The organism is Ruegeria sp. HKCCD7255 (genome assembly GCF_013031565.1).
Taxonomy (GTDB): Bacteria; Pseudomonadota; Alphaproteobacteria; order Rhodobacterales; family Rhodobacteraceae; genus Ruegeria.
Window position 1 is genome coordinate 24,006 of the sequence record NZ_WQAG01000018.1, and the last position, 13,165, is coordinate 37,170.

14 protein-coding genes are annotated in these 13,165 nt (G+C 62.0%); 2 read left to right on the plus strand and 12 right to left on the minus strand.

Annotation, left to right across the window (positions count from 1 at the left end; genetic code table 11):
- Positions 1-73: 73 nt before the first annotated feature.
- Entirely contained in the window at positions 74-1,288 is a 1,215-nt protein-coding gene (locus GOX45_RS21035) for a GTP-binding protein (protein ID WP_171103795.1), read from the plus strand.
- Positions 1,285-1,923: a DUF1826 domain-containing protein gene (locus GOX45_RS21040; RefSeq protein WP_171103797.1), complete on the plus strand. Its 639-nt coding sequence runs from the start codon at positions 1,285-1,287 to the stop codon at positions 1,921-1,923. The genes GOX45_RS21035 and GOX45_RS21040 overlap by 4 nt, the downstream gene beginning before the upstream one ends.
- Positions 1,924-1,932: 9 nt before the next feature.
- On the opposite strand, the gene GOX45_RS21045 is transcribed toward GOX45_RS21040, so the two are convergent.
- The 12 genes from GOX45_RS21045 to GOX45_RS21100 all read right to left on the minus strand — a co-directional run bounded on the left by GOX45_RS21045 (position 1,933) and on the right by GOX45_RS21100 (position 13,165).
- The gene (locus GOX45_RS21045; protein WP_171103799.1) at positions 1,933-2,841 is read right to left on the minus strand and encodes a carbon-nitrogen hydrolase family protein; all 909 of its coding nucleotides are present in this window, start codon (positions 2,839-2,841) and stop codon (positions 1,933-1,935) included.
- Between the two features lie 43 nt (positions 2,842-2,884).
- The gene (locus tag GOX45_RS21050) at positions 2,885-3,298 is read right to left on the minus strand and encodes a GFA family protein (protein ID WP_171103801.1); all 414 of its coding nucleotides are present in this window, start codon (positions 3,296-3,298) and stop codon (positions 2,885-2,887) included.
- 40 nt (positions 3,299-3,338) lie between these two features.
- Complete coding sequence (locus GOX45_RS21055) at positions 3,339-4,049, minus strand: glutathione S-transferase family protein (protein ID WP_171103804.1); 711 nt, start codon at positions 4,047-4,049, stop codon at positions 3,339-3,341.
- Positions 4,046-5,224, minus strand: a complete 1,179-nt coding sequence (locus GOX45_RS21060; protein WP_171103805.1) for a CaiB/BaiF CoA-transferase family protein — start codon at positions 5,222-5,224, stop codon at positions 4,046-4,048. Before GOX45_RS21060 ends, GOX45_RS21055 begins: the two co-directional genes overlap by 4 nt.
- Before the next feature lie 91 nt (positions 5,225-5,315).
- Complete coding sequence (locus GOX45_RS21065) at positions 5,316-6,221, minus strand: LysR substrate-binding domain-containing protein (protein WP_171103807.1); 906 nt, start codon at positions 6,219-6,221, stop codon at positions 5,316-5,318.
- Positions 6,222-6,296: 75 nt separating this feature from the next.
- The gene (locus GOX45_RS21070) at positions 6,297-7,280 is read right to left on the minus strand and encodes an ABC transporter ATP-binding protein (RefSeq protein WP_171103814.1); all 984 of its coding nucleotides are present in this window, start codon (positions 7,278-7,280) and stop codon (positions 6,297-6,299) included.
- Complete coding sequence (locus GOX45_RS21075) at positions 7,277-8,230, minus strand: ABC transporter ATP-binding protein (protein ID WP_171103816.1); 954 nt, start codon at positions 8,228-8,230, stop codon at positions 7,277-7,279. The genes GOX45_RS21070 and GOX45_RS21075 overlap by 4 nt, the downstream gene beginning before the upstream one ends.
- Positions 8,227-9,804 carry a gamma-glutamyltransferase gene (locus GOX45_RS21080; RefSeq protein WP_171103818.1) on the minus strand — a complete coding sequence of 526 codons (1,578 nt, stop codon included), beginning with the start codon at positions 9,802-9,804 and terminating at the stop codon, positions 8,227-8,229. Before GOX45_RS21080 ends, GOX45_RS21075 begins: the two co-directional genes overlap by 4 nt.
- On the minus strand, positions 9,797-10,663 hold the full coding sequence (locus GOX45_RS21085; RefSeq protein ID WP_171103820.1) for a polysaccharide deacetylase family protein: 867 nt from the start codon (positions 10,661-10,663) through the stop codon (positions 9,797-9,799). The genes GOX45_RS21080 and GOX45_RS21085 overlap by 8 nt, the downstream gene beginning before the upstream one ends.
- Positions 10,660-11,418: an SDR family NAD(P)-dependent oxidoreductase gene (locus GOX45_RS21090; protein ID WP_171103822.1), complete on the minus strand. Its 759-nt coding sequence runs from the start codon at positions 11,416-11,418 to the stop codon at positions 10,660-10,662. The genes GOX45_RS21085 and GOX45_RS21090 overlap by 4 nt, the downstream gene beginning before the upstream one ends.
- 2 nt (positions 11,419-11,420) lie before the next feature.
- Positions 11,421-12,245 carry an ABC transporter permease gene (locus GOX45_RS21095; RefSeq protein ID WP_171103824.1) on the minus strand — a complete coding sequence of 275 codons (825 nt, stop codon included), beginning with the start codon at positions 12,243-12,245 and terminating at the stop codon, positions 11,421-11,423.
- Positions 12,242-13,165: an ABC transporter permease gene (locus GOX45_RS21100; protein ID WP_217350611.1), complete on the minus strand. Its 924-nt coding sequence runs from the start codon at positions 13,163-13,165 to the stop codon at positions 12,242-12,244. The genes GOX45_RS21095 and GOX45_RS21100 overlap by 4 nt, the downstream gene beginning before the upstream one ends.

Below are 13,165 nucleotides of genomic sequence, written 5' to 3' on the forward strand. Positions count from 1 at the left end.
AATTCTTTGATCCTGCCTCTGTCCGCGCTGGCCCCATCGTCCCTCACTCAAATTCTAACGGAGTTCCCTTTCGATGACTGATACCAGACTGCCCGTCACCGTCCTGTCCGGTTTCCTTGGTGTGGGGAAGACCACATTGCTGAACCGCGTTCTCAACAACCGTGAAGGACGTCGGGTGGCGGTGATCGTCAACGATATGTCCGAGGTCAACATCGATGCCGATCTGGTGCGCGCGGATACCGAGCTGAGCCGCACCGATGAGACGCTGGTCGAGATGTCGAATGGCTGTATCTGCTGCACCCTGCGCGACGATCTGCTGCAAGAGGTGCGGCGGCTGGCCGACGAGGGGCGGTTTGACTACCTGCTGATCGAATCCACCGGGATATCGGAACCCTTGCCCGTGGCCGCAACCTTTGATTTTCGAGATGAGCTTGGCGAAAGCCTCTCGGATGTGTCGCGGCTGGATACGATGGTGACGGTGGTTGATGCGGTGAACCTTTTGCAGGACTATTCCAGCCACGATTTCCTGAAGGATCGCGGCGAGACGATGAGCGACGAGGACAATCGCACTCTGGTCGATCTGTTGGTGGAACAAATCGAATTTGCCGATGTGGTGATCCTGAACAAGGTTGCGGATGCCGGGCCCGAGCGCACCGATGCAGCGCGCAAGATCATCCGCAGCCTGAACGCGGATGCCCGGATCATCGAGACCAACCATTCGGATGTGGCTGCCGGGGCGATCCTGGACACAGGCATGTTCGACTTTGAAAAGGCGCATGAGCACCCGATGTGGGCGAAAGAGCTTTATGGGTTTGCCGATCACGTGCCCGAAACAGAAGAATACGGTGTGACAAGCTTTGTCTACCGCGCGCGGCAGCCCTTTGAGCCGGAAAAGATCCTTGATGTGCTGAATGGAGACCTGCCGGGTGTGATCCGGGCCAAGGGGCATTTCTGGTTGGCAACGCGCCCCAATTGGGTGGCTGAGTTTTCGATGGCCGGGGCGCTGTCCTCGGTCAAACCCCTGGGCACCTGGTGGGCGTCGGCCCCGAAAGAGCGCTGGCCCGACCATGACAGTGCGCGGGCCTACATACAGGCGCATTGGGCCGAGCCTTGGGGGGATCGGCGGCAAGAATTGGTCTTCATCGGATCAGGTGTCGACTGGCCCGCGCTGAAAGCGCGGCTGGATGGCTGTCTGGTGCCTGCCGAGGTGGCAGCCAATCCCGACGCGCTGCCCCTGGATCTGCCCGATCCGTTCCCGGGCTGGCGCCGTGAAGGGGAAGCGGCATGACTGGCGCATACGCCGAGATCAAGGATCATTCAGAAGTAGTGCATTTTGCAAAGACGGCTGACGGCTTGGCCGCTATCCAAGAGCCGCAGTGCGCAGCGGCGATCTGGGATCGCCCGTTGCCAAAAGGTTTTCAGGCCTGGATCGACGGGCTGGACCCGTGCCAAATGCCCGCGACCCGCTCCGTGCTCCGCCCCGACGCGATCCCGCAGGCGGTGTCGAATCTTTGCGACGGTTCCACGATGGCGCCCTGTGTCGAGCGCGATTGGCTGATCGGCGACATTGCTGATCTGTCGCAACGCTTCGCCGCCATAATGCGGGCGTCTTATCTGCGGCTGCGCCTGGGGGTGATCACCACCAACGCGTGTCGCAAGTTTCATATTGATGCGATCAAGGCGCGGCTGATTTGCACCTATCGCGGCACCGGAACGCAATACGGGTTTGCGCAAGGGGGGGCTGAACCGCGCGATATCGCCACCGTGGCCACCGGATCTCCGATGGTCATGCGCGGCACGCTTTGGCCCGAAAACCCGGCCTCGGGGCTGCGGCATCGATCACCGCCCATCGCTGGAACCGGCGAAACCCGACTTGTTCTGGTACTGGATCCGATCTTTGATCTGGACGAAGACCACGGCTAGGGCCTGGCTCTAGTCCAGCCTCTGGCGGTTATGCGACAGGCTCAGAATATCCCGACGGCTGTAATGGCCTGCCGGGTCTAGCTTGAGCCGGGCCGATGTCACCGCATCCAGATCGATCTCGGCAAACAGGGTGACCTCTTCTCCGACCGCTGGCCCGGCCAGCAGCGACCCGCCCGGAGCGGCGATCATACTGCCGCCATCGTTGATCAGGTGGCGCCCTTCGGTAACATATTTCCGCAACGGGAAGCTTTCGGGGATATCCGCGCTGCGCAGCAAGCCCGAGACCGAGACGACATAGACCCGCCCCTCCATCGCGATGAACTGGGTGATGTGATCGGTGACGTCCAGATCACCGGGCCAGGTGGCGATGTGCAGCTGTTCGCCCTGCTGATAAAGCGCCTGACGGGCCAGGGGCTGCCAGTTCTCATAACAGTTCAGACCGCCGATCCTGACGCCTTTCCATTCCTGCACCGCCAGCCCGTGGCCATCGCCATCGGCCCAGAGCAGCCGCTCATGGAAGGTAGGTTTCAGCTTGCGATGGGCGTTCACCACACCCTTGTCGGGCAGAATGGTGACCAGCGTGGCATAGACCGACCCACCCGAGCCCGCGCGTTCGACAATCCCGGTCATAACAGCTACGCCCAAGGCCGTTGCCTCGGCGCAAATGGCTGCAATTTCGGGCCCGTCGGTGGTGATTGCCGATTTAAGATAGGCCAGATGGCCGATCCGCAACAGCTCATCATTGTGGGCCACTTCGGGCGCGCGCAGCCAGACGGGGTAGCCCGACAGGAATACTTCGGGAAACACTACCAGTTCGGCCCCCTGCGCCCCAGCCGCACGCAACAAGCTGATCAGCTTGTCGGTGCTGGCTTGCGGATCAAGGAAAACCGGGGCGGCCTGTACCGCGGCTATTTTCATTGCGCTTGCTCCTTGGCACAGGGGCCGCTTGGTCAGGCAAGACTCAGCCCGGGTTTGCGGGCGCCTTTGCCATGTCGTCTGTCAGCTTACTCCAGGGTTGCGATGAATCGCACCAGATTTCGGTGGTTGGTTTCACCCAGCTGCTGTCCGTCAACGTCCCAGCTTTGACGGCGGCCAGATGATCAAAGGCTGGCATCTCCGTGGTCAGGGGCGAGCCGCAATTGCTGCAGAAGTTCCGTGTCACAGGCAGGCCCGATGCGCCATTCACCACATATTGTCTGCGGCTATCACCCGAGAATGAGATTGAGGCGGTGGGAACCAGCACATTGGTGGAATAGCCACATCCGCTTTGCTTTTGGCAATCCGGGCAGTGGCAGACGACCATCATCGCCGGTTCTTCGGCGCTTGAGCTATAGGTGACCTGGCCGCACAGGCAGCTTCCTTCGATCTTGGGCATTGTTCTCTCCGTGTTGGTGGTGGTGTTGGTTTTTCTTCTTTTAGTTGGTCTTTTCTTGGCCTTGCATCAGATGCGCGGCGGATTGGTTGAACAGGGTGGCGTTCTGTTCGGCAGTGGCTTTGCCGGAAAACTGGGCGTCTTTGTGCAGGTTGATGGCGTCGATCACCGCCGGGCGCGTCTTGATCCGCTGGCGCCAGGCGGCGACATTCGGGAAATTGTCCAGCGACACGCCCAAGGGCTTGGCGATAAACGCCCAGGGAAAACACATCATGTCGACAATCGAATAGCGCCCCAGCATATAGTCTTGCCCGTCCAGCCAGGTTTCCATCACAGCTAGCGCGCGCTCAAACTCGCCCTTGTACCGATTGTGGGAATAGGTTTCGCCCTTCGGGCTGTAATTGACAAAATGGCTGAGCTGCCCGCCCATCGGGCCCTGATTGGCGGCCTGCCAGAACAGCCATTCGTTGAACGCGATACGCTCGGTCGGGGTCTGGGGGCCGAATTGGCCGGTGCGCTCGGCCAGATACAGCAGGATTGCGCCGCTTTCGAACACGGTTTGCGGGCCATCCGGGGTGTCATGATCCACGATGGCGGGCATCTTGGCGTTGGGGCTGATGGCGCGGAAGGCGGGGGTCAGCTGGTCGCCTGCGCGCAGGTTCATCAGAACGGTCCGATGCTCCAGCCCCGTTTCGGCCAGCATGATCGCAACCTTCCAGCCGTTGGGGGTGGGGGAATAGTAGAAATCGATCATGAAGCATCCGCCAGATCAGAGCGGCCAGCCAAGGCGCGGATTTCGTCGGAATGTTCACCCAGTTCCGGCGCAGGGCGCAGATCGGTTGCGGGTGTGCCGTGGAACATAGCCGCCGGGCGGGTCTGGCGCAGGCGGCCCGCTGAGGGGTGGTCATATTCGACGATGGTGCCATTGGCCTGCAGTTGCGGGTGCTGTCGCATCTCGCGGCGGGTCAAAACCGGGGCACAGGGCACGCCCGCCTGTTCCAGCGCAGCCAGCAGCGTGTCACGATCCACCTCGCGCACGATGGTTTGGGTCAGATCCAAACGCGCATCGCGGTTGATGTCGCGCAGCTCGGTGGTCTTGAACCGCTCATCCTCAAGGATATCGGGCCGACCGGTCGCATGGGCCAGAGCCTCCCAATGCTTGTTCTGCATGATCGAGATGCTGAGATAGCCGCCTTTCACCTCATAGATCAGATCGTGGAAAGACTGGCTTTCCTCTTTCTCCATCTCGTCACCAACAAAAGTATGCCCGTTCATATCCGAGGCCCAGAGGAAGGCCGCAACCGTGTCCAGCATCGACAAGGTGACCTTTTGGCCCTTGCCAGTGCGTTCGCGCGCGAACAGGGCGGCGGTGACGGCCTGGCTGGCCTGCACGGCGGTCAGCTTGTCGGGCAGAATGGTGCGCACCAGGCGTGGGCGTTCTTCATCGCTGCCCGCCTGCACGGTGGTCAGCGCCGAAAGCGCCTGGATCAGTGGGTCATAAACAGGTTTGCCCGACAGCGGCCCATCAAAGCCAAAGCCCGAAATCGACATATAGACCAGGCGCGGGTTGATCGCGCTCAGCACCTCATAGCTCAGGCCCAGCCGGTCCATCACACCGGGGCGGAAGTTCTGGATGAACACATCCGCATCCTTGACCAGCTGCTTGATCATCGCGATATCGTCGGGGCTCTTCAGATCCGCAACGACCGAGCGTTTGTTGCGGTTGTTGTTGAGGTATGAGGCCGAATGCCCGCCGCGCCGGGTGGCGACATGGCGGGTGAAATCACCATCGGCGCGCTCGATCTTGATCACATCAGCGCCCTGGTCGGCCAGGATCATGGTGCACATCGGACCCGAAACCACGGCTGTCAGATCCACAACCCGAACACCCGTCAGCGGGCCATGTCTTGGAAGATCGTCGCTTTGCATTGTCACTTGCTCCTGTGATCCTTACCCAGAACGTAACCGTGTCGGGCCACCAAATCGAAGTGCAAAAATCTCAGCAGGAGTTGAAAAAAATTCAACTGCTCTGTTTCATCAACCAGTCGTGAAACCGTTTTAGATCAGATCGCATCGGCGTGTTGGGACGCACAATGAAATAGGCCATATTGTCGGCGTCAGCGACATCGAACGGGGCAACCAGACCACCCATATCCAGCAGCGGATCCACCAAAGGGCGTCGCCCCAGCGCGATCCCCAGCCCATCTTGCGCACCTTGGATTGTCAGCTCGTATGTCTCAAGCCCATAGCGTTGATTGGCGGTGGGCAGATCCAGCCCACGGGCGGCGCACCACCGGTCCCACTCACCATCGACGGTTGTGTTGACCAGAATGCGCTGCGTTTTCAGCACTTCGTGCAAGGGCGCGCCGTTCAGCTGGTTTGCAAGTGCGCGGGACATGACGGGTATGATCGTCTCGCCCAACAAAGGCTGCGCGATGGTGTCGGGCCAGTCCCCGGTGCCCCGGCGAATGGCCAGATCGACATTCTCGCGCTCCAGATCGACCACACGGGTCGTGGTGACCAGATTGACCTCAAGATCGGGGTGTTTGCGTTCCAGATCGGCCAAGCGTGGCAGCAACCATCCGGCCGCAAATGACGGTGTCAGTGTCAACGAGATGCGTTTGCGTCCGGGCATCGACCGGATTGCCTCGGTCGCGCGCAGGATCTCGGACATCGGGCCTTTGATCCGGTCAAAGAACTGGCTGCCATCCGGTGTCAGAAACAGCCGCCCGCGCCGGTTTTCGATCAGACGCACACCAAGCTCGGCCTCAAGCGATTTGAGTTGATGGCTGATGGACGAAGGCGACACGTTCAGCCGCGCAGCAGCGGCCACCGCGCTGCCAGTCAGGGCAACCTCGTAGAAAGATTTCAGGCCCCCGAAGGGCGGGAAATAGTCTTGCGGATGTGGCGGTTTGGCATTGGGCATTGTGTCAGCTTAGCGCAGGATCACTGCGATTGGCATCACCAAGGGTGACATTTGTGCCCAAACCAGCCCGCCTGATCAGGGCTGGTCCGCGGCGCGCAGCCGAACAGGGCATCGGACCTTGTGGCCGGGCGCCGCCAGGTCCAGCCCCGGACGCGCCGCAGAACAGGCCGCTTCGGCCAGCGGGCAACGCGTCACGAACGGGCATCCCGCTGGCGGATCCAGAGGCGAGGGGAGATCGCCTTCCAGAACGATGCGCTTTTTGCGGTCACGCAACGTGGGATCCGGCAGCGGGATGGCGGACAAAAGGGCTTGGGTATAGGGGTGGACCGGGTTTGCAAAAACCGCGCTGGCGGGGCCTTCCTCGACCACCACACCCAGATACATCACGGCCACCCGATCGGCGATGTGGCGCACCACGCTCAGGTCATGGGCGATAAACAGATAGCTAAGTCCCAATTCCCGCTGCAATCGCATCAACAGGTTCAGGATCTGGCTCTGGATTGAGACGTCCAGCGCGCTGACCGGCTCGTCGCAGATGACCAGCTTGGGATTCAGCGCCAGTGCCCGTGCGATTACGACGCGTTGCCGCTGCCCGCCCGACAAAGCGCCCGGACGCCGTTCGCGTTGATCCGGGTTCAGACCGACCAGCGCCATAAGTTCGTCAACCCGCGCCGAGATGTCGGGCTTGGCCCAGCCATGGATGACCAGAGGTTCGGCAATGGACTGTCCAATCGTGCGTCGCGGATTCAGGGCGCTGACCGGGTCCTGAAAAACCACCTGCATCTCACGCCAGACATTCTGGCGCGCGGCGGCATCCAGACTGGCAAGATCCTGTCCTTCGAATAGGATGCGCCCCTCGGTCACCGGGGCGAGCCCCAGAACCGCGTTGCCGGTGGTGGATTTGCCGCATCCCGACTCGCCCACAACAGCCAGTGTTTCATTGGCTTCGATGGTCAGTGAGACCCCGTCGACCGCGCGAACTGTACCGCGACCGCCACCGAACCGACCGGTGCGGACAGGGAAATGGACCCGAAGATCTTCGATCTGCAACAGGCTCATGCGGGAACCTCAGCCGGGTGGAAACAGGCGACGCGGCGGGTGGTGCCGTCAAGTTCGGGACGTGTGCGGCAGGCATCGGACGCGCGATCACACCGGTTGCGAAAACGGCAGCCTTCGGGCCAGTCGCGCGGGCTGGGCACATTGCCGCGAATGGCAAAGAGCTCGCGTTTGGGTGGATCATCCAGACGCGGGATCGTCTGCAACAGCATACGTGTATAGGGGTGTAGCGGGGTTGCAAACAATTGCGTGACCGGGCCCTGTTCGACAACCCGTCCACCATACATGACGCAGACGCGATCCGCCAGTTCGGCCACCACCCCCATATCATGGGTGATCAGAAGGATGGCGGTTCCGGCCTCGGCGGCCAGCTTCCCCATAAGTGCAAGAATCTGAGCCTGAATGGTGACGTCCAGAGCCGTTGTCGGCTCATCCGCGATCAGCAGGCGCGGCTGCGAGATCAGAGCGGCGGCGATCATGACACGCTGGCACATGCCGCCGGACAATTCGGTCGGCAATTGCTGTGCGCGGCGGGTGGGATCCGGGATGCCGACCCGCGCCAGCATGTCGATGGCGCTTTGTCGCGCGGTGTCGGGGTTGGCCCGGCCATGCACGATCAGGCTTTCGGCGACCTGTTCGCCAACACTCAGCAACGGGTTGAGCGATGAGACAGGTTCCTGAAAGATCATCGCCAGATCGGCGCCACGCAGGTCTTGCAACTGAGCGTCGGGCATCGCCGCAAGGTCTTTGCCGTCAAAAACAATCTGGCCCTCTTGGCGTTCTAACCCCTCGGTCAGCAGCCCCATGATAGACAGCGCGGTCAGGGATTTGCCAGATCCGCTTTCGCCAACCAGCGCCACAACCTCACCTGGATTGACGTCCAGCGTGACACCATCAACCAGTGAAAGATCGCCCGCAGTGATGGCCAGATCCTGAATGCGCAGCAAGCTCATGACGCGGCCACCGCTGCGGTCCAGGGAGAGGTCGGATGAACTGCGCCCGCATTGGTCGCACCGCCCGCGCCTCGCTGCACCAGCGAGGGGATGGCGAATTGCACGGGATAGAGCGAGTCTTCGGTGATCTGCACCGGGTGCCGCGCCGAAATGGCCGTGGCGGTATCGGCCGCGGCGCGACGATTGACCAGAATGGTGGGCGTGCTGGCATCAATCCGGGGATGATGCAGCGCGGCTTGGGCCGTTAGCCCGCGGTCAATCATCTGCGACAGGATCTGGAGCACTGCGGGGAAGATCTGCCGCCCTCCGGCAGCCCCGATGGCGATGTCGGGGACACCGTCGCGGGTGGTGATCACCGGTGTCATATTGGCCAAGGGCCGTGCCCCCGGCGCGATAGAGTTGGGCTGACCGGGGCGTGGATCAAACCACATCATGCCGTTATTCATCAGCAATTCCAGCCTAGGGGCCACGACTTTGGACCCGAACCGCGACAGCAGCGTGTTGGTCAGCGACACCATATTGCCGGCCGCATCCACTACTGAGACATGGCTGGTACAATCCCCACCCGCCGCCGCGTGACCCATCTTTGTCAATCGGTCTTCATAGGCAGATCGGATCGCATCAGCATAGGCCACCGCCAGATCAACATCGCCGAACGTGGACAGGGGCTGTGGTTCAAGTTTGGAAAGCGCCGACAGAAGTGAGGCCCCACCGGACAGGCCCGGCATCGTGTGCACCACCCGGTCACGATAGGCCAGCGTTGCGGGCGCAGACCATTGCGGCGCATAACTGCTCAGATCCTCTGCCGTAAGTTTAGCGCCTATGTCGGAAAGGTCCGCCAGCAGCTGGGCTGCCACCGCGCCTTCATAGAAATCCCGCGCACCGTGTTTGGCCAAAGCGCGCAGCATCGCGGCCTTCTTGGGCAGGGGCAGCACTTGCACGGTGGGATCCTCTGCATCATGTTTCAGTCGGGCAGGATCCAGAAAAACCGCAGCCGCCGCCGCGTTGCTGGACAGGCCGGGTGTGTCGATGGCAAAGGCCAGCTTTGCAAACCAGTCCACCCGCATTCCACGTTCGGCGACGGCAATTGCCGGGGCCAGCGCCTCGGCCCAGCTTAGGCTGCCATGGCGAGACAAAGCTTCGGCCAGCCCGGCAACCGCGCCGGGCACGCAGATGGAATGGGGCCCGATCAGATTGCGATCACCTTCGACCGAGGGCCAGTTGAACCAGTCGCCCCCTTCGCCGCCGGTCAGCGGATAGTCGGACAGAGAAATGCCACGCGGCGCGCGCAGGTTGAAATCCAGCGCTTCGATGTGACCCGCGGCGCTGGCGTGCAGCAGGAACCCGCCACCACCCAGCCCGGAAAGCCAGGGTTCGACCACCGACAATACGCAGGCCGCGACCACGGCAGCATCCATCGCGTTGCCTCCGGCAGCCAGTACATCGGCCCCGGCCTGCGCGGCCTCGAAATGCTGCGCGGCCACGATGCCGCCCGCGCTTTGCACAGCCGGTTTGCTGACATCCCAGAGCGGGCCTGTTTCGTGACCTGCCGCTTGGGTCCGGGCGTCACTCATGGCCTGTCCTTTCATTGATCGGTGTCACCGTTTGCGAAGTGACCTCCAGCCCGCCCACCGATAGGTGATGTCGGGCAATCTCGCCACAGGTGGTGACCCAAACGGTTTCATCCGCACACAAAGGCTCGAACAGATCCGACAGCAACTCGACCCGCGCCGCGCGGCCCGAGATCCAGTCATGAACGGTTAGCATGAACAGCCCGCCGTCGCGGATCTGGGCCCGGGCCTCATGGGTCCAGCGGGCACAGATCTCGGCTTCCGAGCGTGGCGGGCGGTCACCTGCGCCCAGAAACTTGAAAAAGATCGCATCATCATTGTCCCAGCGCACCGGCAATTCGGTGACCCCGTCAATCTGGTAGGGCAGATCGTGACCCATCAGGCTGGAATCCCACAACCCGTGCCGCCGCAATTCCGACAGCATATGGGGCGTCATTTCCCAGGCAGGTGAGCGGAACCCGGCAGGGCGCGCGCCGGTCTGTGCGACAAACAGTTCGATCGAGGTTTCAAGCGCGTCGGTGAACTGCGCATCCGAGGTCTCGGAGACGATCTCGTGGTAAAACCCGTGCAGCCCGATTTCATGACCGCGCTCAATCAGGCCGGGCAGCAGGTCGGGGTTGTCCTTGGCGACGATGCCGGGCACGAAAAAGCTGCCGGGGATGTTCAGACGGTCCAGCATGGCGACCATGCGCGCCAGCCCCTGCCGCATGCCGTATTGCCGGTGCTCAAGCGCCGCGATGCCGCTTGGGATCTTATCGCGATGCTGCCACAGCCAGGGTGCGGTGGCGTCGACATCCACCGTAAAACATGCGGCGGCGCGATAGCCATCGGGCCAGGGATATGGGGTTGGGTTCCAGTTCACAGCGCGCTCTTTTTGGCTTGGTAAACATCCATGGTTCCGGCGGAATTGCCGCCATCAACGGCCAGTGAGGTGCCGGTGATATTCTTGGCCGCCGATGAGGCCAGGTAGAGCGCAGCCTGCCCGATATCTTCGCTTCGCGTCTCTGCCCCCAGCGGGATCGCGGCCATGACGCGGTCGATATGTTCCTGGCTCAGCTCGGACACTGCCGAGCCCGCGGCAAAGCCCGGTTCCAGACAGTTCACGCGGATCCCGTATTCGGCCAGCTCAAGCGCAAAGCCCTTGGTCATCCGGTCCAGCGCGGTTTTCGACATACAATAGGTCACCGCCGTGCGCCGCATTTTGCGCGCCGCACCAGATGAGATATTGATGAAAGCACCGCCTTTGCCCTGCTGGATCATTTGCAGCGCAAAGCCGCGCATCAACACAAAAGGCGCGCGCAGGTTCAACGCCATGATTTGATCCCAGTCGGAAACCTGCATGTCCAGCAGGAAGGACGAGGGATAGATGGCGGCATTGTTGATCACCACATCCGGCGCCCCCCAGCGCGCGGCCACCGCGTCCAACAGCGTTTCGGTGCCAGCATCGGTGGTCAGGTCAGCGGCGACGGCAAAACCGCTCAAACCTTCGGTGCTTAGGTCAGCCGAACAGACCTCGGCCCCGGCATCGGCAAAGCTTTGCGCCAAAGCACGGCCCATGATCCCTGCGGCCCCGGTGACCACTACTTTTTGGCCGTGAAACTCGGCTCCGAAATTCATTTCTAACGTCCTTTTCCAATTTGGTCGCTGACCCGGTCGCCGATCAGATTGGCGCTGAGCACCAGCAAAAACAGGGCCAGCCCGGGGAAGGTTGCGATCCACCAGGCGGTTGCCACATAGTTGCGCCCGGTCGACAGCATCGCGCCCCAGCTTGCGGTGGGCGGTTGTACACCCAAGCCCAGAAAGGACAGTCCGGCCTCGAACAGGACCATCAGGCCAAATTCAAGCGTCGCGACCACCAGAAGCGGGCCGATGATGTTGGGCAGGATGTGCAGCGCCAGAACGCGCGGCGTTGTGGCGCCCATCGCGCGGGCCAAACGAACATAGGGGCGTTCGGCAATGGCCAGGGTCTGACCATAGGCCACCCGCGCATAACGCGGCCAGCGGGTGAGGGCGAGCACCAGGATCACGTTGAAAAATCCCGGACCCAGAACCGCGACCATGATGATGGCAAGCAAGATGGCCGGGATCGACAGGAAGATGTCGACGAGGCGCATCAGCACCGCTTCGACCCAGCCGCGCAGATAGCCTGCGGTCATACCTACAGCCACACCGACAACGCCCGACAGCAGCACTGACAGCACCGCCACCGCGATGGAAACCCGCGCGCCATGGATGACACGGCTCAGGATGTCGCGGCCAAGCTCATCCGTGCCCAGCCAGAAGGTTGCGGCATTACGGCCTTCGTGTCCGGGAGGTTTCAGCCGCCCCAGCAGATCCTGCCGGTCCGGGTCAAGTGGTGCGAGCGCGGGCGCAAACAAGGCGCACAGCACAAGCGCAGCCAAAAGCCAGGCAGGCCACCAAGTCAGATAGGGTCGTGCGTTCATGTGGTGCCGCTCAGTTTTACCCGGGGATCAACCACGGAATAGAGTATGTCTGCCGCAAGATTGGCCCCGATGGTGACAAAGGCGCCCAACAGAACAACCGCTTGCACGACAACGAAATCGCGGGCGGCGATGGATTGGACGGTCAACTGCCCAAGCCCGGGCCAGGCAAAGACCGTTTCCACGATGACTGCACCCGCCAGCAGCTGTGACACTTCCAGCGCGGTGATCGAGATGACCGGGATCAGCGCATTGCGCAGCAGGTGTCGCCGGACCAACCGTCCGGTGCCAACACCGCGCGCGCGGGCCGAGCGCACATAGTCCTTGCCCAATTCATCAACGACCGAGGCGCGGGCAATCCGGGCAAAGGTCGCCAGCGACAGCAGGCCCAGGGCAATTGACGGCATGATCAGATGCGCCAATGTGCCGGTGCCCGAGGACGGCAGCCAACGCAACTGCACGCCGAACACCAGGATTAGCATGATGCCAGACCAGAATGTCGGCAGCGATTGGCAGGCCAGAACCAGCCCCATGCTGTAACGCGACACGCGGCTGCCCCGCTTCAGCGCCATCAGCAGCCCCAGCGGCAAGCCGATGACCAGAGCAACGAACAAAGCCCCTCTGGCCAGTTGCAGCGTCTGCGGAATGCGGCTGGCGAGAATGTCCCAGACCGGCGCGTTCTGAACGAACGAGCGGCCCAGATCCAGCCGCACCATGTCACCCAGAAAGGTGAAGTACTGAACCCAGATCGGGCGGTCGAGGCCAAGCGCGCTGCGCATGGCCTCGATATCTGCCTGCGTCGCGGTTTCGGGCAGCAGCAAGGTCACGGGGTCTCCGGTGAGACGCTGGATAAAGAACACCAGCGTCACCACACCAAAGGCCGCGATCAAAGCCTGCCCGCTGCGATGCAAAGCAAAGCGCAT

What these genes read in the sequence shown, in the direction of transcription:
- GOX45_RS21035 (WP_171103795.1), top strand. Translation starts at nt 74, where the DNA reads ATGACTGATACCAGACTGCCCGTCACCGTCCTGTCCGGTTTCCTTGGT.
- GOX45_RS21040 (WP_171103797.1), top strand. Translation starts at nt 1,285, where the DNA reads ATGACTGGCGCATACGCCGAGATCAAGGATCATTCAGAAGTAGTGCAT.
- GOX45_RS21045 (WP_171103799.1), bottom strand. Translation starts at nt 2,841, where the DNA reads ATGAAAATAGCCGCGGTACAGGCCGCCCCGGTTTTCCTTGATCCGCAA.
- GOX45_RS21050 (WP_171103801.1), bottom strand. Translation starts at nt 3,298, where the DNA reads ATGCCCAAGATCGAAGGAAGCTGCCTGTGCGGCCAGGTCACCTATAGC.
- GOX45_RS21055 (WP_171103804.1), bottom strand. Translation starts at nt 4,049, where the DNA reads ATGATCGATTTCTACTATTCCCCCACCCCCAACGGCTGGAAGGTTGCG.
- GOX45_RS21060 (WP_171103805.1), bottom strand. Translation starts at nt 5,224, where the DNA reads ATGCAAAGCGACGATCTTCCAAGACATGGCCCGCTGACGGGTGTTCGG.
- GOX45_RS21065 (WP_171103807.1), bottom strand. Translation starts at nt 6,221, where the DNA reads ATGCCCAATGCCAAACCGCCACATCCGCAAGACTATTTCCCGCCCTTC.
- GOX45_RS21070 (WP_171103814.1), bottom strand. Translation starts at nt 7,280, where the DNA reads ATGAGCCTGTTGCAGATCGAAGATCTTCGGGTCCATTTCCCTGTCCGC.
- GOX45_RS21075 (WP_171103816.1), bottom strand. Translation starts at nt 8,230, where the DNA reads ATGAGCTTGCTGCGCATTCAGGATCTGGCCATCACTGCGGGCGATCTT.
- GOX45_RS21080 (WP_171103818.1), bottom strand. Translation starts at nt 9,804, where the DNA reads ATGAGTGACGCCCGGACCCAAGCGGCAGGTCACGAAACAGGCCCGCTC.
- GOX45_RS21090 (WP_171103822.1), bottom strand. Translation starts at nt 11,418, where the DNA reads ATGAATTTCGGAGCCGAGTTTCACGGCCAAAAAGTAGTGGTCACCGGG.
- GOX45_RS21095 (WP_171103824.1), bottom strand. Translation starts at nt 12,245, where the DNA reads ATGAACGCACGACCCTATCTGACTTGGTGGCCTGCCTGGCTTTTGGCT.
- GOX45_RS21100 (WP_217350611.1), bottom strand. Translation starts at nt 13,165, where the DNA reads ATGCGCTTTGCTTTGCATCGCAGCGGGCAGGCTTTGATCGCGGCCTTT.